Genomic DNA, 26,526 nt, shown 5'->3' with positions numbered 1-26,526 from the left:
ATGCAGTCATTTGATACCTCGCAGTGCCCGATCCCGAACAGCTTCATCGCGCAGTGCGCGGGCAATCCGGGAACGATGCAGATCCGGTGTGCCCCAGGCCGATCGCAGCGCGGTCACCCTGGTCAACCACAGCGACAGGTCGTATTCGGCGGTGTACCCGATCGCACCGTGCACCTGCAGCGCCGCCCGAGCGGCCCGATAGGCCGCATCACCGCAGGCGATGACCGCGGCCGAAACGTCCCGGCTGCGCGTGGTTTCACCCATCGTCAATGCCGCCCGGTAGAGCAGCGGCTCGGCCAGGTCCAGCCCGATCAGCACATCGGCCAACTTCTGCTTGACCGCCTGGAATTCGCCGATCGGTTTACCGAACTGTTTGCGCTGCTTGGCATATTCGGTAGCGGCCGCCAATAGCGCCCGTCCCGCACCGAGCAGCTGCGCCGCATTGGCCAGCGCACCGGCGTCGAAGGCGGCCGCGATGGCCTCGAGTACCTGCTCGCCCTCGGCGACCACGGCATCGGATTCGACGACGAACAGTCGCCGCGCCGGATCGACCGAGCGCACCAGCCCCGCGCGATGCCCGGTGCTGAGCCGATTGCCGTCGGCGATCAGCACCACTTCGGCGGTATCCGCATCCAACGCGACAGTGCCGTGATCGGGTGAACTAAATGCCAATGTCCCGAGCGCAGCTCCCTCCGCGAACCCGGGCAGCCAGCGTTCGGCCAATTCGGTATCCGGAAGGGCTTGCAGCAGTGCGGGTATCGCGGCCGCCGTCTCGACCAGCGGTCCCGGCGCGGCGGCCCGGCCGATCTCCTGGAATGCGACGACCAGATCGATCGGCTCCGCGCCGACACCGCCGTGCCGCTCGTCGATGGCGAGACCGAGCGCACCCGCACCGGCCAGCTGCCGAATGAGTGCGCGGCCGGGCCGTGGATCGCCCGCGGCCCAGTTGCGTACGGAGGCGGGAGTCCGTCCGGCGTCGAGCAGCTTGCGCAGGCTGGTGCCGAAGTCGAGTTGTTCCGGGCTGAGCGCGAATCTCATCGGCTGCTCCCTCTCGGTAGTCCGAGCAGCCGCTCGGCGATGATATTGCGCTGAATCTCATTGGTACCGGCGTAGATCGGGCCGGACAGCGAGAACAGATATCCGTCGGTCCACGGCCCGGAGCGCTCGCCCGCACCGCCGAGCACCTCCAGCGCGGTCTCGTGCATGGCGATATCCAGTTCGGACCAGAACACCTTGGTGATCGAGGATTCCGCGCCCAGCTTGCCACCCTCGTTCAACCGGGTGACCGTGCCGAAGGTATGCAGCCGATAGGCCTCGCTGCCGATCCAGGCGTCCACCACCGCATCCCGCTGCGCGGTATTGGTGCGGTCGCCGGTGTCGAGCCAGAGATCGATGAGCCGCTGCGCGGTGGCGCTGAAGCGGCCGGGAGACCGCAGCGACAGTCCGCGCTCATTGCTCGACGTGCTCATCGCGACCCGCCAGCCCTCGCCGGGCGCGCCGATCACATCGCGATCCGGCACGAAGACATCATCGAGGAAGATTTCCGCGAATCCCGGCTCACCGTCCAACTGTGGAATCGGCCGCACCGAAACACCATCCGCGGACAGTGGGAACATCACGTAGGTGAGTCCACGGTGTCGTTCGGCCTCGGGGTCGCTGCGGAAAAGTCCGAATGCCCAGTCCGCGAACGATGCTCGCGAACTCCAGGTCTTCTGGCCGCTCAAGAGCCAGCCGCCGGTGGTGCGCCGCGCGGTCGAGCGGATACCGGCCAGATCGCTGCCCGCCTCCGGCTCGGACCAGGCCTGCGCCCAGATATCGTCCCCGCGCGCCATCCGCGGCATGATCCGTTCCAGCTGCTCCGGCGTTCCGTGCTCGAAAAGCGTTGGTGCCAGCAGGAATATGCCGTTCTGGCTGACCCGCCCAGGCGCGGCCGCGGCGTAGTACTCCTGCTCGAAGAGCACCCACTCCAGCAGTGAGGCATCGCGCCCGCCGTACTCCCGCGGCCAGGCGACGACCGAAAGGCGTGCCTCGGCTAGCGTGCGCTCCCATTCGCGATGCGCCTCGAAACCGGCCTGGGTATCCATCGAAGGCAGCGGTTTCGCGGGTTTGTTGGCGGCCAGGAATTCGCGAACTTCGCGCTGGAATTCCTGTGTCGCCTGATCGAGATCCAGATCCACTACGTTGTCCCGTTCTGCTCGGACGTCGAGGCCGCGGTCGTCGCATCGGCCTTCATCGACTTGGCGTTCATACCGCCGAGCGAATCCACGCCGACCTCGGCATTGTGCGCATGTGCGAAATGGTGCAGGCCGAATACCGAATCCATGCCCGCTCGCATGCCCATCAGATCCTCGGCCTGGTTGACCGCCTTCTTGGTCAGCGCGAGCCCGAATTGCGGCATGGTGGCGATCTTTTCGGCCAGTGTCATGGTTACGGTCTCGAGCTGGTCGCGCGGTACGACGCGATTGACCATGCCCCATTCCTTGGCCTTCGCCGCATCGAAGCGGTCACCGGTGAACAGGAACTCCTTGGCCGCGCGCGGACCCATTACCCACGGATGTGCGAAATACTCCACACCCGGAATACCCATGCGCACCACGGGATCGGAGAAGAAGGCGTCATCGGCGGCGATGATCAGATCGCAGACCCAGGCCAGCATGAGCCCGCCCGCGATGCAGGCCCCCTGCACCATGGCGATGGTCGGCTTCGGAATTTCGCGCCAGCGGCGGCACATGCCGAGATATACCTCGAGCTCGCGCGCGAAACGCTGATCGCCGCCGACCTTGTCGACATGATCCCACCAGAGCGCGGCCTTGTTCTGGTAGCGCACATGGTGATCGCGGCCGGGGGTGCCGATATCGTGCCCGGCACTGAAGTGTTTTCCATTGCCCGCCAAGACGATTACGCCCACCTCGGGATCCTCGACCGCGCGCTCGAAGGCGGCGTCGATGGCGTAGGTCATCACCGAATTCTGCGCATTGCGGTAGTCGGGCCGGTTGAGCGTCACGATGGCGACCCGCCCGCGCCGTTCATACGTGACGACGTCCGGCTCATAGGGGATCTCGGACATTACGACTTCTCCTCGCGTAGTTCACGTTTCAGCACTTTCCCGGCCGCGCTGTAGGGCAATTGGTCCCGGAATTCGATGAACCGCGGCACCTTGAAATTCGCCAGCACCGTGCTCGCATGGGCGCGCACCTGTTCCTCGGTGAGCGCCGCGCCGGGCTTGCGCACCACGAATGCCTTGCCCACCTCGCCCATTCGGGTATCCGGCACCCCGATGACCGCGGATTCGGCCACCCCGTCGAGCCGGGCCAGCGCCTGCTCCACCTCCGCCGGATACACATTGAATCCGCCGGAGATGTACATATCCTTGAGTCGATCGGTGATCTTCAGATAGCCGCGCTCGTCGATCGTGCCGATATCGCCGGTGTGCAGCCAGCCCTCGGTATCGATGGTTTCGGCGGTGCTTTCCGGATCGTTGAGGTAGCCGAGCATGACATTCGGGCCGCGCAGCAGCACCTCGCCCTGCTCGTTCAGCCGCAGTTCGAAATCGGCGATCGGTCGGCCGCAGGTGCCCGCGATCGTCGCGGCATCGTCGTCCGCGCGACACATGGTGCCGAATCCGGCGGCCTCGGACAGTCCATAGCCGGTGATGACGACATCGAAGTCGAGTTCCGAACGCATGCGCTCGACCAGCACCACCGGTACGGTCGCGGCGCCGGTGACGGCGACCCGCAGGGTGCTCAGGTCGTAGTCGTCCCGGTCCGGGAAGTCCAGGATCGTCTGGTAGATGGTCGGCGGGCCGGGAAGTACCGTGATCTTCTCTTCGCCGACCAGTCGCATGGTCACCGGCACATCGAAGGTGGCCTGCGGGATGATCGTCGCGCCGGTCACCAGGCACGCGAGAATGCCCGCCTTGTAGCCGAAGTTGTGGAAGAACGGGCTCACCACCAAATAGCGATCGGAGCTGGTGAGGGTGCTGCATTCGGCCCAGGCCCGCACCACCGATAGCGCCTGCCGATGCGCGACCAGAGTTCCCTTGCTGCGTCCGGTGGTGCCGGAGGTGAACAGGATGTCGGAAATATCCTCGGGGTCAACGGCTTCGGCGCGCCGCACGGCTTCGGCCACCGGGACGGCTTCGGCTATTGCCGCCAGCTGCGACCAGTTCAGCGCGGTGGGATCGGCGGTATCCGACTCGACCGGAATGACGACCACGGTCTCGATGCGCAATTCCGGTGCGGCGGCGCGCAATTCGGCCAGCCGGTCCCGGCCGAGGAAGGTCCCGGCAATGAACAGCGCCTTGGCTTCGACGCGCTCCAATACATCGGCTGCCTCATCCGCGACGTAGCGGGTATTCAACGGCACCAGGGCCGCGCCCGCATAGTGGGCGGCCAGTGCGGCGATCACCCAGTGATAGGTATTCGGCGCCCACATGGCGACCCGATCACCCGACTGCACGCCGCGCGCCATCAGCGCCCGCGCCACCTCCTGCACCGCCGCCAGCAACTGCGCCCAGTCCAGCCGCACCTCGCCGTCGCCGAGGGCGGGCGCGGTGCCGAAGGTGCGCGCGGCATCGTGCAGTGCCATGGGTGTCGTTTGTGCAGGGGTTGTCACGGTTGTCCTCACCGTCGGCGGGGTCTTTTGCTGCCTTTGCTCGATAAAAGCGGTCCGGCTCTAACAAAGCAAGTGCTTGGTAGGTTATCCTACCGGCGTGGTTGCGATCCAGACCTCAGATTCCGACACCGCGGCACAGGACGCGCGGTTTTCCGCAGAAGTGCGCGAGTGGTTGGCCGAGAACCTCGACGGCGAGTTCCGTGCGTTGCGCGGACTCGGCGGGCCCGGCCGCGAGCACGAGGCCTTCGAGGAACGCCTCGCCTGGGACCGGCATCTGGCCGCCGCCGGATGGACCTGCCTCGGCTGGCCCAAGGAATGGGGTGGGCGCGAGGCCTCGGTGCGCCAGCAGGTGATCTTCCACGAGGAGTACGCCAAAGCGAATGCGCCCGCGCGGGTTTCCCATGTCGGCGAGGAACTGCTCGGTCCGACGATATTGGCATTCGGTACCCAGGCGCAGAAAGAGCGCTTCCTGCCGGGCGTGCGGAATGTCACCGAGCTGTGGTGCCAGGGCTATTCCGAACCCGGCGCGGGCTCGGATCTGGCCGCCATCACCACCAGCGCCCAGCTCGACGGCGACGAATGGTCGATCAACGGCCAGAAGATCTGGACCTCGCTGGCCCACGTGGCCGACTGGTGCTTCGTGGTCGCGCGCACCGAAAAGGGTTCGACCCGGCACAAGGGCCTTTCCTACCTGCTGGTTCCGATGCATCAGCCGGGTATCGAGGTCCGCCCGATCATCCAGCTGACCGGCACCTCGGAATTCAACGAGGTCTTCTTCGACGATGCCCGCACCGCGGCGGACCTGGTCGTCGGCGAACCCGGTGACGGTTGGCGCATCGCCATGGGCACGCTCACCTTCGAGCGCGGCATCTCCACCCTCGGCCAGCAGATCCGATTCGCCCGCGAACTGGCCGATATCGAGGCATTGGCCCGCCGCACCGGCGCGGCCGACGATCCGTTGATCGCCGATCGCATCGATAAGGCATGGGTCGGCCTGCGCGTCCTGCGCGCCCACGCGCTGCGCACCATGCAGGACAGCACCGCCGACGACGGCGGCCAAGCCTCGGTTTCGAAGCTGCTGTGGGCTAATTGGCATCGCGGCCTCGGCGAATTGGCCATGGCCGTGCTCGGCCCCGCCGGTCTGGTCGCCGACGAGCACGATCTCAACGAATGGCAGCGGCTGTATCTGTTCACCCGCGCCGACACGATCTACGGAGGTTCGAACGAAGTGCAGCGCAATATCATCTCCGAGCGGGTGCTCGGCCTGCCGCGGGAGGCTCGCCCATGAACGGACCGCTTTCGGTTGCGCCGCAGCCTATTCCGGGGCACGGCCTGCTGACCGGACGCAATGCCGTGATCACCGCAGCGGCGGGCACCGGCATCGGCTCGGCCACCGCGCGCAGGCTGCTCGCCGAGGGCGCCGATGTGGTCGTATCCGACTGGCACGAGCGACGTCTCGCCGAAACGGAGGTCGAGCTGAAGGCCGAATTCCCGGAGCGCCGGGTCGCCTCGATCGCCTGCGATGTGCAGAGCACCGAACAGGTCAACGAGCTGATCCGCGGCGCCGCGACCGCTTTGGGCCGCATCGACATCATGGTCAACAATGCCGGACTCGGCGGTGAGACCCCGGTCGTCGATATGACCGACGAACAATGGGACCGCGTCCTGGATATCACGCTCAACGGCACCTTCCGTTGCACCCGCGCCGCCCTCAACTACTTCCGCGATGCGGGCCACGGCGGTGTCATCGTCAATAACGCCAGCGTGCTCGGCTGGCGCGCACAGTACGGCCAGGCCCACTATGCCGCCGCCAAGGCCGGTGTCATGGCCCTGACCCGCTGCAGCGCCGTCGAGGCCGCCGAACTCGGCGTCCGGATCAATGCCGTCGCCCCGAGCATCGCCAGGCACGCCTTCCTGGACAAGGTCAGCTCGACCGAACTGCTCGACCGCCTCTCCGAACGCGAAGCCTTCGGCCGCGCCGCCGAACCCTGGGAAGTCGCCGCCACCATCGCCATGCTGGCCAGCGACTACACCACCTACCTCACCGGCGAGGTGGTGTCGGTAAGCAGCCAGCGCGCCTGACCGACAACGTCGTTAGGCGGCCGCGAACACGCAGCGCCGCAGGCGCTGTCGATCAAACGCTGCCTGATCAGGTAAAAAGGGCGGGACGCAGGGCATCTTGGTGTGCAATGCTGGGAGTGGCCGAATCCCGCACTCCCCTAAGGGGCGATGGCTATGGGGCTGGATCGCCCACAGGCCCGCGAACAACTGGAACTCGAATTGGTACGCGAAGTCGTGCTGGCCAGGCGACGGCTGGACAGCATGGTGCTCGCGGCACTCACCGTCGGTGCCGAACTCATGGACCACACCTCCGAGCGCGCGACCGCGACCCGGGCCGCTCAGATTCTCGAGCAATACGCGATCGACGAATCCGAGGTAGCCCGCGATCCGCGTGGTGCGTTGCGTGCCGATATGGCACGCGATTACGAACGCGCCTGCCGCATCGGGCTCGGTGCCGCATCGCTCGGATCCGAACAGGACCGCAGACGGCAGCGGCAGACGGAGCTGTTGTGTGAGGTGCGAGCGGATCTGCTCGACGTCATTCACAAGTGCCGCAAGTTCCGCTTCGATCGTGCGGCATTGGCCGACGAGATCGCCCAGGGCCTGTGCGCCGCCACGGACAAGCTCGTCGTCGGCGCGGATATGGATACCTATCGCGCGTGGCAGCGCGGCATGATCCTCAAACTCATCGAGGAGCCGGTCCCCTTCGGTCCGCCACGCGTGTTGGCCACCGTCGACGCGGGCCCGGACCGCGGCCCGCTGACCGTCGAATGGGACAGCTGTGAACGCCGACTCGCGCTGGTCGCCCGGATGGCGCGCGCAGGCATTTCCCCGGTCGTGATCTGCGACCGACTGCTTGCGGACTTGTCGGTGTCCTCACCGCTGCGGTATTCGATGCGCTGATGCCTCGGCGGACCAGCCGCCCTAGCCCAAGCAAATGCTTGGTTGTATTATGAGCCGTGTGACCGCACCAGACGCCTCGAAATCAGCACGGCGCAATGAATTGCTCGCACTGGCGGCCCAACTGTTCGCCGAGCGTGGACTGCGTGCGACCACCGTGCGTGATATCGCCGACGCGGCCGGGATTCTATCGGGGAGCCTCTATCACCACTTCGATTCCAAGGAGTCGATGGTCGACGAGATTCTGCGCGGCTTCCTCGATGATCTGTTCGGGCGGTATCGGGAGATCGTGGCCGCCGGGCTCAGCTCGCGAGATACCTTGGAAGCCTTGGTGATCGCGTCCTACGAATCCTTCGACCGCTCACACGCCGCGGTGGCGATCTATCAGGCCGAGGCCAAGCGCCTGCGCGATGCGGAGCGGTTCACCTATATCGCGGACTACAACCGCGAATTCCGCGAGCTGTGGCACCGGGTATTGATCAATGGCGTCGAGGACGGCAGCTTTCGGCCGGAACTCGACGTCGAATTGGCCTACCGATTCCTCCGGGACACGGTTTGGGTTGCGGTGCGGTGGTACGAGCCCGGCGGCTCGATCACCGTCGAGAACCTCGCCAAGCAGTACCTGACCATCGTGCTGGACGGCCTGACCGTGCCGTAGTCGATTTCGGCGGTCGCCGGGCCCTCCGTGGTTACCCGAACTGCCGCCTCCGGGCCCGTCGCTCCCGCCGGGCAACACCAAGTAGGAGTTTCCAGATGTCAGCACCATCCGCTCGCCGCCCGTACGCTCCGCTGCGGGATGCCTATGTGATCGACGCGGTGCGCACGCCGGTCGGCAAGCGCAATGGCGCGCTGGCCGCGGTGCATCCGGCCGATCTCGGCGCGGCGGCACTGCGTGGGCTGTTGGACCGCAACCCGATCGATCCGGCAATGGTCGACGATGTGATCGTCGGCTGCGTCGACAATATCGGTCCGCAGGCCGGCAATATCGGTCGCACCATGTGGCTGACCGCCGGTTATCCGGAGGAAGTTCCGGGTGTCACCGTCGACCGGCAGTGCGGATCTTCCCAGCAGGCCATCAATTTCGGCGCGCAGGCCATTATGAGCGGCACCGCGGAAGTGATCGTCGCGGGCGGTGTGCAGAACATGAGCGCCATCCCGATCTCGGCGGCGATGTTGGCGGGTAAGGAATATGGCTTCGACTCGCCGTTCGTCGGTGCGCAGGGCTGGGACCATCGCTATGGCACCGGCGAGGTTTCGCAGTTCAACGGGGCGCAGATGATCGCCGATAAGTGGAATATCGGCCGAGAAGAGATGGAGCGCTGGGCATTACGCAGCCATGAGCGTGCCCGCGATGCCATCAAGAACGGCCGCTTCGACCGTGAGATCGTGCCGGTCGGCGAATTCTGGATCGACCAGTGCCCGCGCGAGACCTCGCTGGAGAAGATGGCGTCGCTGCCGGTGCTCGCCGAGGGCGGCACACTGACCGCAGCGGTCGCCAGCCAGATTTCCGACGGCGCGAGCGCGACCCTGCTCGCCTCCGAATGGGCGGTCGCGGAATATGGATTGCGCCCACGCGCCCGCATCCACCACGTGAGCGCCCGAGGCGCCGACCCGATCATGATGCTCACCGGTCCGATTCCGGCCACCAAGTGGGCACTGGAGAAGTCCGGTCTGACCATCGAAGACATCGATGTCGTCGAGATCAACGAGGCCTTCGCCCCGGTCGTGCTCGCCTGGCTGCGGGAGACCGGCGCCGATCCGGAGAAGGTGAACGTCAACGGCGGCGCGATCGCCCTCGGGCACCCGCTCGGCGCCACCGGCGCAAAGCTTTTCGCCACCCTGCTCAATGAACTGGAACGCCGCGACGGCCGCTACGGTCTGCTCACCATCTGCGAAGGTGGCGGCACCGCCAACGCCACCATCATCGAACGCCTCACCTAGCAGCCCACCGAGGGTAGTCAAATGGCGGCTGGCAATACCCGCCACAACCCCCATTTGACTACCCTCGGCAAAGGAAATCTCGAGAACGCAACCACAGCCGGTGCACGGCGAGCAATCCGTCATCGAGCGTAGTCATACGGCGGCTCAACCCATCGATCCCAACCGCCATATGACTACCGTCGACCGGAGTGTCAGTGCGCGGTGAGGGCGGCGATGGTTTCGATCCGGGCAACCGCATCGGCCACGATGCGGTCGATGAGTTCCTTACAGGTCGGCAGGTCATCGATGATGCCGGTGACCTGACCCGCGGCGAGCACGCCAGCCTGGGTATTGCCCTCGACGAGTCCGGCGCGCAGCAGCATGGGGGTATTGGCGGCCATGACGACCTGAGACCAGCTGAGGTCCTTGGCCTTTCGCATTGCCAGTCCGTCGCGGACCATGGTCGACCACTTCATGCCGGTCATACCTTTGAACTTCGCCGCATTCGAGACGGCGGCGGCCAGCCCGCGCCAGCGACCCGAATGCTCCAGGCGATCGACGAGTTCGGTATTCAGCACCCGGTGCGGCATGCCGTCGACCTTGAGCGAGACCACGGTGTCCTGTAACTGCCGCTTCAGGTACTCCTGCTTGACCGCCTCGGGCACGGTGCTCTCCTTGGTCAACAGGAAGCGCGTCCCCATCGCGACACCCGCCGCGCCATAGGCCAATGCGGCGGCCAGACCACGTCCGTCGAAGAATCCGCCCGCCGCGACAACCGGAATATCGACCGCATCCAGCACCGACGGCAGCAGCAGCGTGGTCGCCACCGGGCCGGTATGCCCACCGCCCTCACCGCCCTGCACGATCACCGCATCGGCACCCCAGGACGCGACCTTCACCGCGTGCTTGGCCGCGCCGATCGACGGAATCACCACCACACCGGCATCTTTCAGCTTGGCGATGAGCTCCTGCTTCGGTGCCAAGGCGAATGATGCGACGGCCACCTTTTCCCGGATCAGCAGGTCGATCCGTTCGGGCGCATCCGTGGCATCGGCGCGGATATTCACGCCGAAGGGCTTGTCGGTGTGCGCTTTGGTCTTCGCGATCGCGGCTTCCAATTCGGCGAAGGTCATGGTGGCCGAGGCGAGAATTCCGAGCCCGCCCGCCTCGGCGGTCGCCGACACCAGACTCGGCCCGGCCACCCAACCCATACCGGTCTGCACGATCGGATGTTCGATGCCGACCAACTCGGTCAGCGGTGTGCGCAGCGCGCTCATGACGGCACCTCGGATTCCCGAACCTTCTTGGGGTCGAGCACATCCCGGATCAACCGCAGTTCCTCGGAGGTCGGCTGTCGGGTCCGGCCCGCCTCGGCCAGTCCGGCGATCTCGAACGAGGTGTTCTCGGCGACCTCGTCGGCGGTGACGCCCGGATGCAGACTGCGCGCCCGCATCGTGTGGTCGGGTCCCTCGAAATCGAAGACGCCCAGATTGGTCACCACCCGGTGCAGGTGGTGGAACCGATACGCCGGATCGGCCGGATCGATTTTGTCGTAGCCGACACCGGAGACGATATCGACCTGATCCACGAACACCCGCCGGGTGTGCCGCGAAACCCAGTAGCTGGTCGGGTGATTGATGGTGTTGCCCGGCGCACCGCGCGAACCGAACATCTGCCGGGTCGGCTGCTGCAACGGACCGAATGCCGACAGGTTCTGATTGCCGTATCGATCGAGCTGATTGGCTCCCATCACCACATGGCGTCGACCGGAGGCCACCACATCGAAGACCTTGCGGAACGGAATCCACCCCTCGATCGGCGCTTTACCGCCCAGCGGGGGAGTGTCGGCGAAGAACAGCGCCTCGCCATCGGAGAGCAGCAGATCCGGTTCGGTGGTCAACTTGGCCAGCCGCGCGCCGATGATCGTCATCGGCGACATCGGCGAGGCCATGATTTCCCCTGCGCCGCTGAAGATCTCGGCGCAGGCGATCGCGCAGATCTCGGCCCTGGTCACAGTTTCTGTCATTTCTGCGCCTCCTGTGCGAACTCGCGAACGGCGGCCTGATATTCGTCCTCGGAGACCGCCAGGTACTTGTCGACGAACTGCTGCCAGGACTCCGGCGTCTTGGCCGACTCCACATAGTGCTTCTGGAACTTCTCGTCGCGACCGTAGCTATCGGCGGCCAGCGTGAAGTGCGCGCCGCCTGGCGCCTCGACTACTCCGTCGACCAGCATCCGGTTCAGCAATAGCGACTGCAGCGGAACGGCTTTCACCAGTTCCTCGGTCTCAACCACTCGCTCCACCGATACATAGCGCCGCTCGGCGGCCAGGCAATACAGGTCGTCGAAGTACGGATCGACACCGGTGTACGCGGCATTGCCGTGTTTATCGCCGATATTCAAATGCACGAGCGCCGCATCGAGATTCAGCGCGGGCATCGCGATCAGCGTCTCGGTTCGTCCGTCGCCGTCCGGATACGGCGATGCGACGGTCTTCAACTCGCCGTCCCAGAAGTTCACGACATCGGATCCGAGTCCGGCGCGGATCGGCAGGAACGGCAGTCGCGCGGCCGCCGCCTCCAGCCCGCATTTCAACATGCCCTCGTCCATCTCCCGCGCCACCAAGGCGCCGGAGGTGCGCGCCTTGGCGAACCACGGATCGTAGAACGGCGGCGAATCCAGCGAGACGAAGCCGTAGTACGCCTTGCGCACCTTGCCCGCCGAACACAGCAGACCCAGATCGGGTCCGCCGTAACTGACCACGGTCAGATCGGTGATATCCGAGCGCAGGATGGCCCGCACCAGCGCCATCGGCTTGCGCCGTGAGCCCCAGCCGCCGATGCCGATGGTCATACCGCTGCGCAGCTCGCCGACGACCTCGTCGAGCGACATTCGCTTGTCCCGCATCAGTTTTCCTTGCTCTCTTCCTTGCGCGCGGCCAGATCGTCGTCGAACCGCGCACGGATCTCGTCCGCGACACCGGCCAGATTCAGTTCGAAGGTGAAGCCCTGTTCGTAGCGGTAGCTGCGGTGCACGTCCTGCACATCGATGCCATTGAGCGCTCGCTTGGCCGCGCGGATGACCCGGCTGTCCTTTGCCGCGATGTTCTTGGCGACTTCCAGTGCGGCGGCATCGAGTTCGGCGCGCGGCACGACTTGGTACACCGAACCGAAGTGCTGCAACTGCTGTGCGGTGATGGTGCTCGCGGTATAGAACAGCGCCCTCATCAGATGCTGCGGCACCAGCCGGGACAGATGGGTTGCCGCGCCGAGCGCACCGCGGTCGACCTCGGGCAGCCCGAAAGTCGCGTCATCCGAGGCGATGACGACATCGGCATTGCCGACCAGGCCGATGCCGCCGCCGAGGCAGAAGCCCTGCACCGCCGCGATCACCGGGACCGGGCAGTCGTAGACGGCCGCGAAGGCTTCGAAACAGCCGTGATTGGCGTCGATCAGCGCTTGATGACCCGGGGTGCGCTGCATCTCCTTGATATCGACACCGGCATTGAAGCCGCGGTTTTCGGCGCGCAACACCACCACTTTGGTTTCCGGATCGCGCCCGGCCGCGCGGATCTCATCCGCCAGCGTGAACCAGCCGTCGGACGGTATGGCGTTGACCGGCGGGTAGTCGACCGTGACCACGGTGATGCCGGTTGATTCGGAGTGACGGTTGATCCCCATCGCATGTCCCATCGTGTGTACGGGGTGGCAAAGCAAGCAGTTGCTTGGTAGGTTAGCACGGTGGCACTCGAAATAGACCTCACCGGCAACGTCGTCCTGGTCACCGGCGGTGTGCGCGGTGTTGGTGCGGGCGTCAGCAAGGCCTTCCTGGCTGCTGGAGCGACCGTCGTGGCCTGCGCGCGACGTCCCGGCGACGAGCCGGTGGCGCATGATGGCCGGGAGATCGAATACCTGCCCTGCGATGTGCGCGATGCCGACGCGGTGCGGGGTTTGATCGATGCGATCGTCGCGCGGCACGGCCGCCTCGATCATCTGATCAACAATGCGGGCGGCGCCCCGTTCGCGCTCGCCGCCGATGCGAGCAAGAACTTCCACGCCAAGATCATCGAACTGAATCTGCTTGCGCCCCTGCTGGTCTCGCAGGCCGCCAATGCGGTGATGCAGCAGCAGCCGGGCGGCGGATCCATTGTGATGGTGTCCAGTGTGAGCGGTCATCGACCCTCGCCGGGTACCGCGGCCTATGGCGCGGCCAAGGCGGGCATCGACAGCCTGACCTCCTCGCTCGCCGTCGAATGGGCGCCGAAGGTCCGGGTGAATTCGCTGGTCGTGGGCCCGGTCGTCACCGAACTGAGCGAACTGCACTACGGCGATCAAGACGGTATCGACGCCGTCGGCGCGACCATCCCGCTCGGTCGGATGGCCCGCCCCGAGGACATCGGCCGCTGCGCCGCATTCCTGACCTCATCGCTGGCCGCGTATGTCAGCGGCGCAACGCTGCTGGTGCACGGCGGCGGTGAGCGTCCGGCATTCCTCGCGGCGTCGAATGCGAATCTCGGCGAGCAGATCGCTCAGGCCTGAACAATCGAATCCGAAAACGAAGAGGACACAACAGGTTATGGACACCGAGCAGATCTGCGCGGGACGCATTGTCATCGTCACCGGCGCCGGCCGCGGTATCGGCCGGGCGCACGCGCTCGCCTTCGCCGCCGCCGGAGCCCGCGTGGTCGTCAATGATCTCGGCTCCGCGCTGGACGGCGCGGCGACCGGTGAGACGCCCGCCGAACAGGTTGTCGCCGAGATCAAGGCACTCGGCGGCGAGGCCGTGGCCAATGGTGACGACGTCGCGGACTGGGACGGCGCCCGCAACCTCATCCGCCAAGCCGTCGACACCTTCGGTGGTCTGGATGTGCTGGTCAACAATGCCGGCTTCGTGCGCGACCGCATGCTGGTGAACCTGGGCGAGGACGAGTGGGACGCGGTGATCCGGGTCCATCTCAAGGGCCACTTCGCGACCATGCGCCATGCGATCGAGTACTGGCGCGGTGAATCCAAGGCGGGCCGCCCGGTCGATGCCCGCGTCATCAACACCAGCTCCGGCGCGGGACTGCAGGGCAGTGTCGGCCAGAGCAATTACGGTGCCGCCAAGGCGGGTATCGCGGGCCTGACCCTCACCGCGGCAGCCGAATTCGCGCGCTACGGCGTAACCGTCAATGCCATCGCCCCCTCCGCCCGCACGCGAATGACCGAAACCGTCTTCGCCGAGACCATGGCCGCCCCCGAGGACGGCTTCGACGCGATGGCGCCCGAGAACGTCTCGCCGATCGTCGTCTGGCTCGGCAGTGCGCAATCCGCGGCCGTCACCGGCCGGATGTTCGAGGTCGAGGGCGGCAAGGTCGCTCTGGCCGACGGCTGGCGGCACGGCACCGCCGTGGACCGCGGCGCCCGCTGGAATCCCGCCGAAATCGGTCCGGTGGTCGCCGACCTGATCGCCAAGTCCGTTCCGCCGGAGGCGGTTTACGGCGCCTGAGCGCTGGCACCGCCGAGCGGCTGTTGAAAAGGGCGCTCGGCGGTTGCTTCACCCAACCGAGATCGGTACGGACGTACTATTCTGATTTTCGGTTCGAAGGGGTTGTATCGGCGCGTCCCTCGATTCGTGTTGGGTCACGGGGCGCGCTCACGCGGTCTATGGCGGGGGGCATCGCACAGCGACCGGACCGACACAGGTTCCACTGGGGGCGCGTCTGATTCGCGTCTGCGCGGCATCGACATACGTACTGGTCTGGTCGTTTATCCCAGCGCGCGTAGGGGATCAACGCGGAAATGTGTTCGGGATTACAGCCGGATCTCCGAATGCATGCTCTGGGCGGCTGACCGAGAACGGGCGTGCGGCCGGTCGGGCGTGTCGAATGCCGGGCGTGCCCCGAGCCGCTGCGCGGATTTGGGCTGAGGTTTACTATGGGCTCCCGTCCGTCAAAGTCCCGGAACTGAGGTGTTGCGACCGGGCAGAAGATCTGCGCTATATCGATGAGGGGAAGGCTGGCGCATGGCCATTGGTCGCACGCTGGGTGTGGTTGCAGTACTTGCGACTGTCGCCGGCTTTGCGCTACTCGGGGGTGTTTCGGCCGAGGCGCAGCCCGGCGGTGTCTGTCCGCAGTGCGCGGACCCGACTAGTCCGACGCCGGATTCGAACGGTGATATCTGGATGCCGCTGGCGATTCCGGGACAGTCGAGTGTCGGTTCACCGGTCGCTCCGACCGACGCCGCAGCGAACCCGGCCGCCGGACCCGGTTCGGCAGCGGCCGGATCCGCCGCCGCTGGATCCGCGGCACTCGGCGCGACGGGTCTGCTCGGCGCGCTTCTCGGCGGCGGCTCGGTAGGCGTGGGCACCATCATCGGCACCGGCTCCGCGGGGGTCGGCGCGATCATCGGCACCGGTTCGACCAGTGTCGCCACCATTCTCGGTACCGGTTCCGCCGCCGTCGGCTCCGCGGCCGCCGGTACGGGTTCTGCCGTGCTCGGCACGGGCTCCGCTGTGCTCGGAACCGGTTCTGCCGCAGTCGGTTCCGCCGCTGTCGATACCGGATCGGCACTGGCGGGTACGGGTTCGGCCGCGGTCGGTTCGGCCGGTGTCGGTTCCGCGGGCGTCGGTTCGGCCGCAACCGGTTCCGCCGCTATGGGTTCGGCCGCCGTCGGCTCCGCGGCCGTCGGCTCGGCCTCGCCATTGCTGTTGCTCTTGATCCCGCTGCCGACACCGCCCGCGCCCGCGGTGCCGCCTGCTCCGCTCATCGTTCCGCCGGTACCTGCCGCGCCGCAGCTCGCGCCGGTCCCGGTGGCTGCGCCACCTGCCCCCGCTCCTGAGCAGGCACCTCCGCCGCCCGCGGTGCCGCCCGTCGCACCGCCCGCGGCCTCGGCCAAACCGAATCCGGATGTCCGGCCCACCAGTGCCGACAACGGCCTGCCCAAGCCCAACGTACTCGGCGTCGTCGGCGGTCTGATCGCGCTCGCACTGGCCGGAACCGGTTCCGGCGCAGTGAGTTTCCAGAGTGCGTCGGCCGCACAGGCCCGCATCGACGCCGCTCGTGCCGAATTCTTCGGAGCGAGGACATAAGGGGGCCTTCGATGAGTGAGAGCAGGACGCAAAGCGGACTCCGGGCCTATCGCCGGGTCGCCGCGGCGGTCGACGCGGTATGCGCCGTCGCGGCGGATTCCGATGCGACCACCCTGGAGGAGGTCGTCGCCTCCATTGCCAGCGAGCGCCGCCGTGAGATCGAAATCGCCAGTGCCGAACTGGGTCCTGGCGTCTGCGGTCAGCGCCGGTTCTATCCGGATCGCGATGTCATCGTGCTCGCCGCCGCACTGCCGAGCCGCGACCACACGCTCGCACACGAATTGGGTCATATCGTCTTCGATCACGAGGGTGCGCCCGCGCCGGAGGTGACGCTGGAGGCCAGCGACGATCTCATCGCCTACATGCTCAGCCAGCGGGCGCATCAGCAGATCGTCGACGACGGCGCGGACGAACTCGCCGAATGGGAGGCCGAAACCTTCGCCGCCATGTTGATGACCCGACTTCGCGTATTCAACAGCCGAGGCGCGGGCGTCTCGGTCCTTCGATTCGATGAGGCGCTGGGATGACCCTCTGGTTGACGGCCATGCTGGTCTGGGTTGCCGCCGGTGCGCGTGTGGGGCGCGTGCTGGTGAAACCCGCGACGACCGCCCGGGTGGCGATCGTCGTCGCGGTCGCGGCGGTCGCGCTCGCGGCCACGGTCGCGGTGCCCGAGATCGCACTCGCGCTGGACAACCTGCTACCGCGCGGCCTGCATTCGGGTCTGCTCTCCGACGGCGTCGTTGCCTCGGCCTGGATCCTCTTCGCGACCGCGACCTCGGTGGTCGCCTCGGCGGCGTGGCCGGTCGTCTCCCGCACCAACCTGCGCCAGATCGCGCTCGTCATCTATGGCCTCGGTGTGCTCGCGGTGGCGGTGAATCTGTTCTGGTCCACCACCTTCGGCTGGATAGTCGTCGCACTCGGCTGTGTATTCATCGTTGTCACCGGTGTGCGCAATCTGGACTGGACCACCCTCGGTCGCGGTATCGCGATCTACACCGCCGGTACCGCGGTCGTCGCGGTATCGGCCGTGCTGCAGGTCCGCCGGGCCTATACCGATGCGTCGCCCGCGAATGCCGGTGAACCGGACTGGGGCTGGCCGATCTGGGAGGCGGCCGCGCTGCTGATCGCATTCGGCGCGGTCTGGATCGTGGTGGAGTTGTGGGTGCGCGCGCGAATCCTGTTGCGGCAGATCAAGGTTCTGCATCGCATCATGGTCGGCCGGTTTCCGGAGGTGGTCGCGCACGAGCAGACGGGTACCTCGACCCAGCTCAAGGCCTCCGATCAGGTCGCCCAGATCATGGACGCGCTGTATCTGCAATCCGGCGGCGGCGTCGAATTGGTCGCCGCGGGTCCGCCACCGCCACTGGTATCGGTGCGCGCGGACCGAGTTGCGCAGTGGGCGCGAAACCCATTGGGCGATGTAGTAGTCGACGCGCGATGGATTGCTCCACCCGAGGGGATTAGTCCTCGCGGTTGGGTCCAGGCAATCGCGCGTGCCTACGAAGCGGGTACCGGAGCCGCCGCTCGAAATTGATCGTGTGCAATCAAAACAGAGCAGTCCGAAGCATTCTGAAGGACTCGCTCCGGGTATTCAATATGGTTGACATAGCATGGAATCCGGCGAGGCCGATGGCCATGCCGGATTCGATGTGTCTACCTACGTATCCGCACAACTGATTTCGTCGCAAGCCGGTCACTCCGGGCGTGCTTTATCGCAAACCTGCACTCGTCGCCAAGCCCACAATTTTATGGGTGATGCGGACGCGACGAAGTCGAGAAGCAACAATACCCATGACGCAGTACGGTGCGACCCTGAGGGCCGCACCGTACTGCGCTGTAGGAGAACCTATTCGGTACCGTCCGGAGGAATTTCGGGCAGACCTTCGCTTGCCCGCAACTTCTCCGCCATGGAGGTGAGGAGGTTCTGTGATTCTTCGGACAGATCGAACGCCCTGCTCGACAACCTGCGCAGCCCGTAGCCCTGCAGCTGGGACAGCAACTCCAGATCGTGATCGATCTTGGCGGCATAGATGTCGTTGAAGAAGTAGTCCGGCTTGACCTTGAAGAACTTGGCCAGTGCAGCCACCGTTTCGTCCGACGGGTTGGTCCGCTGTCCCGACCGCAACTGCGAGAGGTACGGTTTCGAGATCGGATGCCCGGAGGCAGTCAGCGCAGCCGCAACCTCCGCGTTGGTGTGCGGCTTGCGCCCCGGGGGATGCACGGTTTCGAACAGCTTGTTCAGCCGCGCCGCGAAATCAGCCATTGTGAGCCGCCCAATTCCCTTCGCTGTACTAACAGTCGTTATCTCGGATACGTATCATTGATATTAGCGGCTCAGTAACTGAAAACCTACGCCTGATTCAGGATTTCCTTGAAGCTTCTAGGTGCCGCTCCGGGGAAGTGACTGCGACCGTTGCGTTTGCGGGTCACGCCAACGGCTCTTGAGAAAACGTGGTGTGAACCGGTTCTGGCCCGTCGCGGGGGTCTTCCCCGACAGGTCTATGATAGCGAAAAGATAGCTGATGGGTCATCTAGGCGTCTGCGCTGGTGTTTGTGTGGCGTACGACACGTTTTGGCCACATTGGGATGAACGTTCAACCTTTGGGACAGAATTGGTTGAATACGCTACAACCGCTCGATGATAGTGCCTGTCGCCAATGCGCCACCTGCGCACATGAGAACCATCGCGGTGCTGCCGCCGGATCGTTCCAGTTCGTGCAAAGCCGTTGTGATGAGCCGAGATCCGGTTGAACCGACGGGGTGTCCGAGTGCAATCGCACCGCCGTTTACATTTACCCGGTCCATGTCTGGTTTGTGTACAGAAGCCCATGAAAGTGCAACTGCCGCAAAGGCCTCATTGATCTCGAAAAGGTCGATGTCGCCGATATTCATTCCGGAGCGTTCGAGCAGACGGGTGCACGCCTGCACTGGACCGTCCAGATGGAATTCCGGTTCCGCACCGACGAGCACCTGGGTCACGATCCGAGCTCGCGGCCGCAAACCCGCTCGCTGCGCGGCCTTTTCGTCCATCAGCAGTACGGCGGCGGCGCCGTCGGAAATCTGCGAGGACGTGCCAGCGGTGTGGATACCACCTTCCAGTACCGGCTTCAGCTTGGCCAGACCTTCGAGCGAGGTGTCGCGCAGGCCCTGATCCCTTGTCACGTCCAGCTTTTCGCCGGTGAGCTTGCCTTCCTTGTCGACGCCGGGCGCCGTCACGGCGAGCACCTCACGGTCGAAGCGCCCCTCGGCCCAGGCCTGGGCGGCCAACCGCTGCGAGCGGACGCCGAGTTCGTCGAGATCGTCGCGAGTAAAGCCGCGCCGCTTGGCAATACGCTCGGCCGCCTCGAATTGATTCGGCAGATCGATATTCCAGGAGGCCGGGCGGCGCGGGCCCGCGTTCTCGCCGACGTTGGCGCCCAAGGGAACTCGGCTCATTGCCTCCACGCCGCAGGCCATGCCGATATCGATGGCGCCGGTGGCGATCAGTCCGGCGATCAGATGGTTGGCCTGCTGCGCCGATCCGCACTGCGCGTCGATGGTGGTGGCGCCGACCTGCCACGGCAGTCCGGCGTGCAACCAGGCGACCCGGGTCACGTTATTGGACTGTTCACCGGCCTGGGTGACGCAGCCGCCGATGACCTGCTCCACCGCTGCCGGATCCAGGTGCGCCTTCTCGAGCAGTCCGCGCTGGGCGAGTCCGAGCAGTTCGGCGGCGTGCAGACCGGCGAGCCAGCCGCCGCGCTTGCCGATGGGGGTGCGAGCGGCCTCGACGATGACGGGTGTGCCCATGTCCAACCTTTCTTTTTGGGACAGAACTGAAACGTGTGTTCACGCGCGTTGCAGCGGAATCTGTCCTGTTCTTCCCTCATTATGCAGCCTATGCTTGAATGATTGTAGAACGTGTTTCAGTTTGTCGAAGGAGACATCTGGTGGTAGACCAGCGGAATGCCCGGCCGAATCTGCCGGATGGGTTCGATGTCACGGACCCGGACATTTATGCCGAGCGTGTTCCGGTCGAGGAGTACGCCGAACTGCGCCGTACCGCACCGATCTGGTGGAATCCGCAGCCCCCCGAGATCGGCGGCTTCCACGACGAGGGCTTCTGGGTGGTGAGCAAGCACGCCGACGTCAAGGAGGTCTCGCGCCGCAGCGATGTGTTCTCCACCTTCGAGAACACCGCGATCCCGCGCTTCAACGACGACATCACCCGCGAGCAGATCGAATTGCAGCGCTTCGTCCTGTTGAACATGGACGCGCCCCAGCACACCAAACTGCGCAAGATCATCTCCCGCGGCTTCACCCCGCGCGTGATCAACGGCCTGAGAGCCGAACTCAAAACCAGGGCCGAGGCCATCGTGAAGGAGGCCGTGGAGAACGGCACCGGCGACTTCGTCACCCAGGTCGCCTCCGAACTGCCGCTGCAGGCGATCGCCGAGCTGATCGGCATTCCGCAGGAGGACCGCAGGAAGGTCTTCACCTGGTCCAACGATATGACCGGCTACGACGATCCGGAGAGCACGGCCGATCCGGTCGCCGCCTCCGCCGAGGTGCTCGGCTACGCCTACCAGATGGCGGCCGCGCGCAAAGAGTGCCCGGCCGACGATATCGTGACCAAGCTGATCGAGGCGGATGTCGACGGCGACGAGCTGACCCCGGAGGAGTTCGGCTTCTTCGTGATCATGCTGGCCGTCGCGGGCAATGAGACGACCCGCAACGCGATCACCCACGGCATGGCGGCCTTCCTGGAGCATCCGGACCAGTGGGAGCTGTTCAAAAAGGAGCGTCCGGCCACCGCCGCCGACGAGATCATCCGCTGGGCCACCCCGGTCACCTCGTTCCAGCGGACCGCGCTGGAGGACACCGAACTCGGCGGCGTGCAGATCAAGAAGGGCCAGCGGGTGGTCATGCTCTACCGCTCGGCCAACTTCGACGAGGACGTCTTCGAGAACCCGGAGAAGTTCGACATCATGCGAAAGGACAACCAGCACTTGTCCTTCGGCGGCACCGGAGCGCACTTCTGCATCGGCGCGAATCTGGCGCGCATGGAGGTCGATCTGATCTTCAACGCCATTGCCGATGCCATGCCCGATATCACCAAGCTCGGTGATCCCAAGCGGCTGCGCTCCGGCTGGCTCAACGGCGTGAAGGAGTTCCAGGTCGGTTACAAGGCCTCGGGCTGCCCGGTCGCGCACTGAATCGCCGGGGATCCAGGCTTGTGTCGGCAGCCTGGATCCCCGGCCCTCGGTGAGACAGACAAGGGCCCTCGCGCCGGTTTGCCCAAAGCCGGTGCGAGGGCCCTTGTTGTGCTGCCCCACGAGGGGAGAGGCAGCGCGCTCAGTTAATCGGTTGGGGGTTAATCGGTTTGGCGGTCGCCATGGCGCGATCGACCTCCCAGAAGGCCCGCAGCGCGGCGATTTTGCCCGATTCGTCGACCTTGTAGGTGAACACGCCCTCGGCGTCGATCTGGTGTCCGCCCATCTTGGTGCGGATCAGGCCGGTGAAGGCGATCTCGTTACCGCAGGCGAAGGAGTCCCCGAACAGGAACTCGATCGAATCGGTCTTCGCGATCGCCATATCCCAGAAGGCCGCGATGGCCTCCTTACCGCGATGACCCTTGCCCTCCGGATCGAAACCCGAAGGGCCGATGGGATCTTCGACGATGCCGTCGGTTGCGAAAAGGTCGACCCAGGCCTGTTTATCCCTGGCCCGCACCGCCGCCTGCGAGGCGAGTCCGGCGGCCCGCGCTGGATGTTCGGAATTACTCATACGCGTGCCTTCGCGACGATGGGTTCCTCGATATTCTTCGCGGCGAAGCGGCGCAGTGACTCCTGTTTGGCCGCCAGCTCACCGTCGAAGCCGATGCCGTCGGCCAGCCACGGGACCACGATCGCATCGGTCACCCCGGCATCGGCCAGATCCTGGTATCCGGAGCGCCCGAACTTGTCGATGCACACCGCCTGGATTTCGAAAGGCGCAGTCTCCCGGTCGAATTCGGCGCGCAGCGTATCGAGCTTGCCGATGGTGACGCACAGTTCGTCGTAGGTCATCATCGCCGAGGTCCAGCCGTCACCGACCTTGGCCGCTCGGCGCAGTGCGGGCGCGGTGTGGCCGCCGATGTAGAACGGCACCGGTTCGCTCGGCGCCGGGCTGATCTGCAGCGGGTCGAAATCGAAGAACTTCCCGTGGTACTCGACCATGCCGCCGCCGAGTACCAGCTTGATGACCTCGATCATCTCGTCGACCCGTGCCCCACGAGCGACATAGGGCACACCGCACCATTCGAATTCCTCAGGCGCCCAACCGATTCCGACACCGAATCCGAACCGGTTACCGGACAGGTTGGCGACCGAACCCACCTGGCGCGCGAGCAGCAGCGGATTGCGCGAACCGAGCTTGAGGACGTTGGTGTAAAACCGAATCCGGCTCGTCACCGCGGCCATGGCGGTCGCACCGATGAGCGGGTCGACCCACGGTGTGTCCGGACCCCAGAAGCGGCTGCCGTCGGCGGTGTAGGGATACTTCGCCGACGCGGACTGCATATAGAACAGCGAGTCCGGTAGGGCGATCGACGAAAAGCCGCACTCCTCAGCGGTTTTCGCCAATTCCGGCAACTGCTCCAGCGGACTCAGCGCGATACCGACGGTGAACTTCAACGGATTCATCAGCGGGGCTGCTCCGAGCCGACCACCCACATCGAGAAGTACTGCGACCCACCGCCGTACGCATGTCCGAGCGCCTTCTTGGCATTCGCGACCTGGTAGTCCCCGGCCCGGCCCATGACCTGCTTGGCGGCCTCGGCGAACCGGATGAGCCCGGACGCGCCGATCGGATTGGAGGAGAGCACGCCGCCGGACGGATTGACCGGCAGGGTGCCGCCGATCTCGGTCTCGCCCTTATCGGTGAGCTTCCAACCGTCGCCCTGCGGGACGAAGCCCAGGTTCTCCAGCCACATCGGCTCGAACCAGGAGAACGGCACGTAGATCTCGGCGACGTCGATTTCGTTGAGCGGGTCGGTGATTCCTGCGGCCTGCCACAGCGCGGCCGCGGCATCCTGTCCGGCCTGTGGATTGACCTGATCGCGTCCGGCGAAGGTGGTCGGCTCGGTGCGCATGGCGGTGCCGTGCACCCACGCGACCTTCTTGCCGGTGGCCTCGACGGCCTTGGCGGCATCCTCGTCACCGATCACCAGGGCACACGCACCGTCCGAGGACGGGCAGGTCTCGTCGAATCGGATGGGGTCCCAGAGCATTTGGGAGGAGAGCACCTTCTCCAGCGTGATATCGGGCTGGTGCAGATGGGCCAGCGGATTCTTCGCGCCGTTGCGGCGATCCTTCACCGCGACCATCGCGCCGATGTGGCCCGGCGCATTCGATCGACGTATGTAGGAACGCACGTGCGGTGCGAAGTAGCCGCCCGCACCCGCGCCGACCGGCATGGTGAAGGGCACCGGAACCGACAACGCCCACATGGCATTCGATTCCGACTGCTTTTCCCAGGCAATGGCGAGTACCCGCTTGTGCACCCCGGCCTGCACCAGATTGGCGGCGACGATGCCGGTGGAGCCGCCGACGGATCCGGCGGTGTGCACACGAAGTAGCGGTTTTCCGGTGGCGCCCAACGCATCTGCCAGATACAGCTCGGGCATCATGACGCCCTCGAAGAAGTCGGGTGCCTTACCGACCACCACCGCATCGATATCGGCAATGGTGAGTCCGGCATCGATGAGTGCGCGATCGATTGCCTCGCGGCACATGCCCGCCATGGACACATCGGTTCGTTTCGTCACGTGATGGGTTTGTCCGGTGCCGAGCACCGCAGCAGGAAAACTCATCGGCTCGCCTCCGAATCCAAAACGGCTACCAGGTTCTGTTGCAGGGCGGGACCGCTGCTGGCATGGGCGAGCGCCCGATTCGCGGTGCCCGCGATAATCGCCTCGGCCGCGAAACCGATGCGCTCCAGACCCGCCGCGAACATCGGATTGGCGGCTAGTGCGCCGCCCGACGGGTTCACCTTGGTCTCGGGCCGCAGGCCGATGGCCTCGGCGAGGATCAGCTGCTGATGGCTGAACTGCGCATGCAGTTCGGCGATATCGAAGCCGCTGGTATCGCCGCCGGTAACCGACTGTGCCGCAGCCGAAGTCGACGGGGATACGGTCAGATCGCGGGCGCCGAGATTCGGGGTGTCCACCCGATGCGCCATGCCGGTGATCCAGGCTGGCCGCTCGCAGAGTTCGCGCGCCCGATCGCCGACCGCGAGCACAATGGCGGCCGCGCCGTCGGTGATCGGTGCGACATCGTGCGCGCGCAGCGGATCGGCGACATACGGTGTGGCGAGCAGACTTTCGATATCACCGGAATCACCGGCCGCCACCGCCGCCATATCGCGCTCGGTCCAGCGTCCCGCATCCAGTCCGGCCTGTGCCTGCAGACCCGCGATGGACCACGCATCCGGCCACAATGGAGTGACCAGGTACGGATCGAGCTGCATGGTCAGAACCTGGCGCAGCGTACCCGCCGACGACTTGCCGAACCCGTACACCAGCGCCGTCTTCGCCTGGCCGGAGCGGAGTTTCACGAAGGCCTCGTAGAGCGCCCACGCGGCGTCCATTTCCACATGCGATTCGTTGATCGGCGGCACCGCGCCGATGGCATCGACCGCCGAGATGAACGAGAAGGCGCGGCCCGCAAGGTAATCCGAGGAACCGGAGCACCAGAAGTCGATATCGGACTTGGTGATGCCGAGTCGGGCGTAGAGCTGCTGGAAGATGGGCACCAGCATCTCGACACCATTGGTGGTGCCGAAGGTCTCCGGCACATGCGGTGCGTGCGCGAAGCCCACAACCGCGATGTCGCTATCGTTGTTCGTCAACGTGGCCTCTCAGAGGTGGTGCTTGTAGGTCTCGTAGTCGGCATCCGGCTCGCCGGTGGGGCGGAAGTGGTCCACATTGCTGAGCCCGAAGCCCCACTCCTCGCGCGGTTTCCACACCGCCTCCACCCGCATGCCCATCCGCACCTCGCTCGCCTCGCAGCCGAGCACCAGGTGCAGCACGGGGATATCCGCGCCGTCGAGCAGCACATATGCCGCGACGTACGGCGGCTTGATCCGCTGGCCCATGAACGGCACATTGACGATGCAGAAGGTGGTGACGATGCCGCGGTCGGGCAGTTCGACGATTTCGTCGGTCGGCCTGCCGTCGGTCGGATTGGCGCCGCGCGGCGGGAAATACACCTTGCCCGCGGCATCCGTGCGCCCGCCGAGCAGTTTGCCCTCGGCCAGACCGCGCAGATAGATGGTCTCCTGCGGCGATGCGCTGTGCATGTAGTGCAGGTCGACCGGGGTGATGAGCACCTCGATCGGCTCGATGTCCGCGCTGGATTCCGCGGGCGCGGTGGACGTCTCGCCCGGTACGAAGCAGGCGATGTCCTTGATACTGCCGATGGTCTCGTCGGCCCAGCGCGCGACCACGCGCAGTCCGGTGTGGATGTCCTCGGGTGTGGAAACATCGACGGCGTGCAGCAGCGTGGTGTCCGCGCCGTCGAGCTTGATCAGCGCCCAGGCGAACGGTCGGTCGAACGGCTGACCCGGCAGCGGCTCGCGCACGAAGGTCCACGACTGGACGGTGCCGGTATCGGCCACATCGACGAATTCGGTCAGCGGTGCGGAGGTGACCGGATCGTATTCCGGCGGCGGCACCAACACCCGCCCGTCCGAGCCGCGCACACCGACGATCCGGCGGGCGCGCAGCTCGGCCAGGAAGGTGCCGATGGTCGGTCCGACCGATCGTGTGTAGTCGAATTGCACCCGCAGGGGTGCGCTGAGTACATCGGGTCCGGTGTTCAAATCCGAGCCTCTCTCATCCGTGATTGTGCCGGATGCGGTATTCCCCTGAGTCACGATATCGAGTAGAACAGGTTCTTATTCTGGTGGCAAGAAGTTGCTGATCTTTTCGATCGAGCTAGCGAT

General features: G+C 65.6%; 26 protein-coding genes. 11 read left to right on the top strand and 15 right to left on the bottom strand.

From position 1 onward, the window contains the following. Positions 1-6: 6 nt before the first annotated feature. Genes ACQP1T_RS36795 through ACQP1T_RS36780 form a run of 4 tightly spaced genes read right to left on the bottom strand, consistent with a single transcriptional unit; the run spans position 7 to position 4,614 of the window. Positions 7-1,038, bottom strand: coding sequence for an acyl-CoA dehydrogenase family protein (locus tag ACQP1T_RS36795; RefSeq protein ID WP_433757565.1), 1,032 nt, complete (start codon positions 1,036-1,038; stop codon positions 7-9). Next, complete coding sequence (locus tag ACQP1T_RS36790) at positions 1,035-2,177, bottom strand: acyl-CoA dehydrogenase family protein (protein ID WP_433757564.1); 1,143 nt, start codon at positions 2,175-2,177, stop codon at positions 1,035-1,037. The genes ACQP1T_RS36795 and ACQP1T_RS36790 overlap by 4 nt, the downstream gene beginning before the upstream one ends. Beyond that, positions 2,177-3,067 (bottom strand): enoyl-CoA hydratase, encoded by an 891-nt coding sequence (locus ACQP1T_RS36785; protein WP_433757563.1) that lies wholly within the window; start codon positions 3,065-3,067, stop codon positions 2,177-2,179. Before ACQP1T_RS36785 ends, ACQP1T_RS36790 begins: the two co-directional genes overlap by 1 nt. Further along, a complete protein-coding gene (locus tag ACQP1T_RS36780; RefSeq protein WP_433757562.1) occupies positions 3,067-4,614 on the bottom strand; it encodes a FadD3 family acyl-CoA ligase in 1,548 nt (515 codons plus the stop codon). Before ACQP1T_RS36780 ends, ACQP1T_RS36785 begins: the two co-directional genes overlap by 1 nt. A 97-nt stretch (positions 4,615-4,711) precedes the next feature. On the opposite strand from ACQP1T_RS36780, the gene ACQP1T_RS36775 reads away from it, so the two are divergent. The 5 genes from ACQP1T_RS36775 (at position 4,712) to ACQP1T_RS36755 (ending at position 9,516) form a co-directional block, all read left to right on the top strand. Next, positions 4,712-5,902, top strand: coding sequence for an acyl-CoA dehydrogenase family protein (locus tag ACQP1T_RS36775; RefSeq protein WP_433757561.1), 1,191 nt, complete (start codon positions 4,712-4,714; stop codon positions 5,900-5,902). Continuing rightward, on the top strand, positions 5,899-6,696 hold the full coding sequence (locus ACQP1T_RS36770) for an SDR family oxidoreductase (protein WP_433757560.1): 798 nt from the start codon (positions 5,899-5,901) through the stop codon (positions 6,694-6,696). The genes ACQP1T_RS36775 and ACQP1T_RS36770 overlap by 4 nt, the downstream gene beginning before the upstream one ends. 153 nt (positions 6,697-6,849) lie before the next feature. Beyond that, a complete protein-coding gene (locus ACQP1T_RS36765) occupies positions 6,850-7,578 on the top strand; it encodes a hypothetical protein (RefSeq protein ID WP_433757559.1) in 729 nt (242 codons plus the stop codon). A 49-nt stretch (positions 7,579-7,627) separates the two neighbouring features. Further along, on the top strand, positions 7,628-8,233 hold the full coding sequence (locus tag ACQP1T_RS36760; RefSeq protein WP_062993697.1) for a TetR/AcrR family transcriptional regulator: 606 nt from the start codon (positions 7,628-7,630) through the stop codon (positions 8,231-8,233). Positions 8,234-8,328: 95 nt separating this feature from the next. Further along, positions 8,329-9,516, top strand: a complete 1,188-nt coding sequence (locus tag ACQP1T_RS36755) for an acetyl-CoA C-acetyltransferase (RefSeq protein ID WP_433757558.1) — start codon at positions 8,329-8,331, stop codon at positions 9,514-9,516. A gap of 191 nt (positions 9,517-9,707) precedes the next feature. Here the strand turns inward: ACQP1T_RS36755 and ACQP1T_RS36750 are convergent, their stop codons facing one another. The 4 genes from ACQP1T_RS36750 to ACQP1T_RS36735 are packed head-to-tail and all read right to left on the bottom strand — an operon-like array spanning position 9,708 to position 13,175. Next, on the bottom strand, positions 9,708-10,772 hold the full coding sequence (locus tag ACQP1T_RS36750; RefSeq protein ID WP_433757557.1) for an NAD(P)H-dependent flavin oxidoreductase: 1,065 nt from the start codon (positions 10,770-10,772) through the stop codon (positions 9,708-9,710). Then, complete coding sequence (locus ACQP1T_RS36745; protein ID WP_433757556.1) at positions 10,769-11,521, bottom strand: CoA-transferase subunit beta; 753 nt, start codon at positions 11,519-11,521, stop codon at positions 10,769-10,771. The genes ACQP1T_RS36750 and ACQP1T_RS36745 overlap by 4 nt, the downstream gene beginning before the upstream one ends. Beyond that, positions 11,518-12,402, bottom strand: a complete 885-nt coding sequence (locus ACQP1T_RS36740; RefSeq protein ID WP_433757555.1) for a CoA transferase subunit A — start codon at positions 12,400-12,402, stop codon at positions 11,518-11,520. Before ACQP1T_RS36740 ends, ACQP1T_RS36745 begins: the two co-directional genes overlap by 4 nt. Next, positions 12,402-13,175, bottom strand: a complete 774-nt coding sequence (locus ACQP1T_RS36735; protein ID WP_062993708.1) for an enoyl-CoA hydratase family protein — start codon at positions 13,173-13,175, stop codon at positions 12,402-12,404. Before ACQP1T_RS36735 ends, ACQP1T_RS36740 begins: the two co-directional genes overlap by 1 nt. Before the next feature lie 60 nt (positions 13,176-13,235). Between ACQP1T_RS36735 and ACQP1T_RS36730 the strand changes: the two genes are divergently transcribed. The 5 genes from ACQP1T_RS36730 to ACQP1T_RS36710 all read left to right on the top strand — a co-directional run bounded on the left by ACQP1T_RS36730 (position 13,236) and on the right by ACQP1T_RS36710 (position 18,097). Further along, entirely contained in the window at positions 13,236-14,033 is a 798-nt protein-coding gene (locus ACQP1T_RS36730; RefSeq protein WP_062993701.1) for an SDR family oxidoreductase, read from the top strand. A gap of 37 nt (positions 14,034-14,070) precedes the next feature. Further along, the gene (locus ACQP1T_RS36725) at positions 14,071-14,982 is read left to right on the top strand and encodes an SDR family oxidoreductase (RefSeq protein ID WP_433757554.1); all 912 of its coding nucleotides are present in this window, start codon (positions 14,071-14,073) and stop codon (positions 14,980-14,982) included. Positions 14,983-15,498: 516 nt separating this feature from the next. Next, positions 15,499-16,563, top strand: a complete 1,065-nt coding sequence (locus tag ACQP1T_RS36720; RefSeq protein WP_433757553.1) for a hypothetical protein — start codon at positions 15,499-15,501, stop codon at positions 16,561-16,563. An 11-nt stretch (positions 16,564-16,574) separates the two neighbouring features. Continuing rightward, positions 16,575-17,090, top strand: a complete 516-nt coding sequence (locus ACQP1T_RS36715; protein WP_062988544.1) for an ImmA/IrrE family metallo-endopeptidase — start codon at positions 16,575-16,577, stop codon at positions 17,088-17,090. Next, positions 17,087-18,097, top strand: coding sequence for a hypothetical protein (locus tag ACQP1T_RS36710; RefSeq protein ID WP_433757552.1), 1,011 nt, complete (start codon positions 17,087-17,089; stop codon positions 18,095-18,097). The genes ACQP1T_RS36715 and ACQP1T_RS36710 overlap by 4 nt, the downstream gene beginning before the upstream one ends. A gap of 312 nt (positions 18,098-18,409) precedes the next feature. Here ACQP1T_RS36710 and ACQP1T_RS36705 read toward each other — a convergent pair whose 3' ends face one another. After that, complete coding sequence (locus ACQP1T_RS36705) at positions 18,410-18,826, bottom strand: helix-turn-helix domain-containing protein (protein ID WP_011207048.1); 417 nt, start codon at positions 18,824-18,826, stop codon at positions 18,410-18,412. 362 nt (positions 18,827-19,188) lie between these two features. Continuing rightward, the gene (locus ACQP1T_RS36700; RefSeq protein WP_433757551.1) at positions 19,189-20,352 is read right to left on the bottom strand and encodes a steroid 3-ketoacyl-CoA thiolase; all 1,164 of its coding nucleotides are present in this window, start codon (positions 20,350-20,352) and stop codon (positions 19,189-19,191) included. A gap of 98 nt (positions 20,353-20,450) precedes the next feature. Here ACQP1T_RS36700 and ACQP1T_RS36695 point away from each other — a divergent pair, with 98 nt between their 5' ends. Beyond that, positions 20,451-21,758: a cytochrome P450 gene (locus tag ACQP1T_RS36695; RefSeq protein ID WP_433757550.1), complete on the top strand. Its 1,308-nt coding sequence runs from the start codon at positions 20,451-20,453 to the stop codon at positions 21,756-21,758. A 139-nt stretch (positions 21,759-21,897) separates the two neighbouring features. On the opposite strand, the gene ACQP1T_RS36690 is transcribed toward ACQP1T_RS36695, so the two are convergent. Genes ACQP1T_RS36690 through ACQP1T_RS36670 form a run of 5 tightly spaced genes read right to left on the bottom strand, consistent with a single transcriptional unit; the run spans position 21,898 to position 26,403 of the window. After that, positions 21,898-22,329, bottom strand: a complete 432-nt coding sequence (locus tag ACQP1T_RS36690) for a nuclear transport factor 2 family protein (RefSeq protein WP_433757549.1) — start codon at positions 22,327-22,329, stop codon at positions 21,898-21,900. Then, the gene (locus ACQP1T_RS36685; protein WP_433762506.1) at positions 22,326-23,216 is read right to left on the bottom strand and encodes a TIGR03619 family F420-dependent LLM class oxidoreductase; all 891 of its coding nucleotides are present in this window, start codon (positions 23,214-23,216) and stop codon (positions 22,326-22,328) included. The genes ACQP1T_RS36690 and ACQP1T_RS36685 overlap by 4 nt, the downstream gene beginning before the upstream one ends. An 8-nt stretch (positions 23,217-23,224) precedes the next feature. Further along, complete coding sequence (locus ACQP1T_RS36680; protein WP_433757548.1) at positions 23,225-24,394, bottom strand: thiolase domain-containing protein; 1,170 nt, start codon at positions 24,392-24,394, stop codon at positions 23,225-23,227. Next, on the bottom strand, positions 24,391-25,431 hold the full coding sequence (locus ACQP1T_RS36675; RefSeq protein WP_433757547.1) for a thiolase domain-containing protein: 1,041 nt from the start codon (positions 25,429-25,431) through the stop codon (positions 24,391-24,393). The genes ACQP1T_RS36680 and ACQP1T_RS36675 overlap by 4 nt, the downstream gene beginning before the upstream one ends. A gap of 9 nt (positions 25,432-25,440) precedes the next feature. After that, positions 25,441-26,403 (bottom strand): Zn-ribbon domain-containing OB-fold protein, encoded by a 963-nt coding sequence (locus tag ACQP1T_RS36670; RefSeq protein ID WP_433757546.1) that lies wholly within the window; start codon positions 26,401-26,403, stop codon positions 25,441-25,443. Positions 26,404-26,526: the final 123 nt, after the last annotated feature.

Origin of the sequence: Nocardia sp. CA-135398 (assembly GCF_050955845.1) — a bacterium.
GTDB lineage: Bacteria > Actinomycetota > Actinomycetes > Mycobacteriales > Mycobacteriaceae > Nocardia.
The sequence above is the reverse complement of the archived record's forward strand: the minus strand, read 5'-3'. Positions and strand labels throughout refer to the sequence as shown.

What these genes read in the sequence shown, in the direction of transcription:
- ACQP1T_RS36750 (WP_433757557.1), bottom strand. Translation starts at nt 10,772, where the DNA reads ATGAGCGCGCTGCGCACACCGCTGACCGAGTTGGTCGGCATCGAACAT.
- ACQP1T_RS36705 (WP_011207048.1), bottom strand. Translation starts at nt 18,826, where the DNA reads ATGGCTGATTTCGCGGCGCGGCTGAACAAGCTGTTCGAAACCGTGCAT.
- ACQP1T_RS36765 (WP_433757559.1), top strand. Translation starts at nt 6,850, where the DNA reads ATGGGGCTGGATCGCCCACAGGCCCGCGAACAACTGGAACTCGAATTG.
- ACQP1T_RS36740 (WP_433757555.1), bottom strand. Translation starts at nt 12,402, where the DNA reads ATGCGGGACAAGCGAATGTCGCTCGACGAGGTCGTCGGCGAGCTGCGC.
- ACQP1T_RS36735 (WP_062993708.1), bottom strand. Translation starts at nt 13,175, where the DNA reads ATGGGGATCAACCGTCACTCCGAATCAACCGGCATCACCGTGGTCACG.
- ACQP1T_RS36795 (WP_433757565.1), bottom strand. Translation starts at nt 1,038, where the DNA reads ATGAGATTCGCGCTCAGCCCGGAACAACTCGACTTCGGCACCAGCCTG.
- ACQP1T_RS36725 (WP_433757554.1), top strand. Translation starts at nt 14,071, where the DNA reads ATGGACACCGAGCAGATCTGCGCGGGACGCATTGTCATCGTCACCGGC.
- ACQP1T_RS36770 (WP_433757560.1), top strand. Translation starts at nt 5,899, where the DNA reads ATGAACGGACCGCTTTCGGTTGCGCCGCAGCCTATTCCGGGGCACGGC.
- ACQP1T_RS36680 (WP_433757548.1), bottom strand. Translation starts at nt 24,394, where the DNA reads ATGAGTTTTCCTGCTGCGGTGCTCGGCACCGGACAAACCCATCACGTG.
- ACQP1T_RS36720 (WP_433757553.1), top strand. Translation starts at nt 15,499, where the DNA reads ATGGCCATTGGTCGCACGCTGGGTGTGGTTGCAGTACTTGCGACTGTC.
- ACQP1T_RS36785 (WP_433757563.1), bottom strand. Translation starts at nt 3,067, where the DNA reads ATGTCCGAGATCCCCTATGAGCCGGACGTCGTCACGTATGAACGGCGC.
- ACQP1T_RS36760 (WP_062993697.1), top strand. Translation starts at nt 7,628, where the DNA reads ATGAGCCGTGTGACCGCACCAGACGCCTCGAAATCAGCACGGCGCAAT.
- ACQP1T_RS36715 (WP_062988544.1), top strand. Translation starts at nt 16,575, where the DNA reads ATGAGTGAGAGCAGGACGCAAAGCGGACTCCGGGCCTATCGCCGGGTC.
- ACQP1T_RS36700 (WP_433757551.1), bottom strand. Translation starts at nt 20,352, where the DNA reads ATGGGCACACCCGTCATCGTCGAGGCCGCTCGCACCCCCATCGGCAAG.
- ACQP1T_RS36755 (WP_433757558.1), top strand. Translation starts at nt 8,329, where the DNA reads ATGTCAGCACCATCCGCTCGCCGCCCGTACGCTCCGCTGCGGGATGCC.
- ACQP1T_RS36745 (WP_433757556.1), bottom strand. Translation starts at nt 11,521, where the DNA reads ATGACAGAAACTGTGACCAGGGCCGAGATCTGCGCGATCGCCTGCGCC.
- ACQP1T_RS36695 (WP_433757550.1), top strand. Translation starts at nt 20,451, where the DNA reads ATGATTGTAGAACGTGTTTCAGTTTGTCGAAGGAGACATCTGGTGGTA.
- ACQP1T_RS36710 (WP_433757552.1), top strand. Translation starts at nt 17,087, where the DNA reads ATGACCCTCTGGTTGACGGCCATGCTGGTCTGGGTTGCCGCCGGTGCG.
- ACQP1T_RS36690 (WP_433757549.1), bottom strand. Translation starts at nt 22,329, where the DNA reads ATGAGTAATTCCGAACATCCAGCGCGGGCCGCCGGACTCGCCTCGCAG.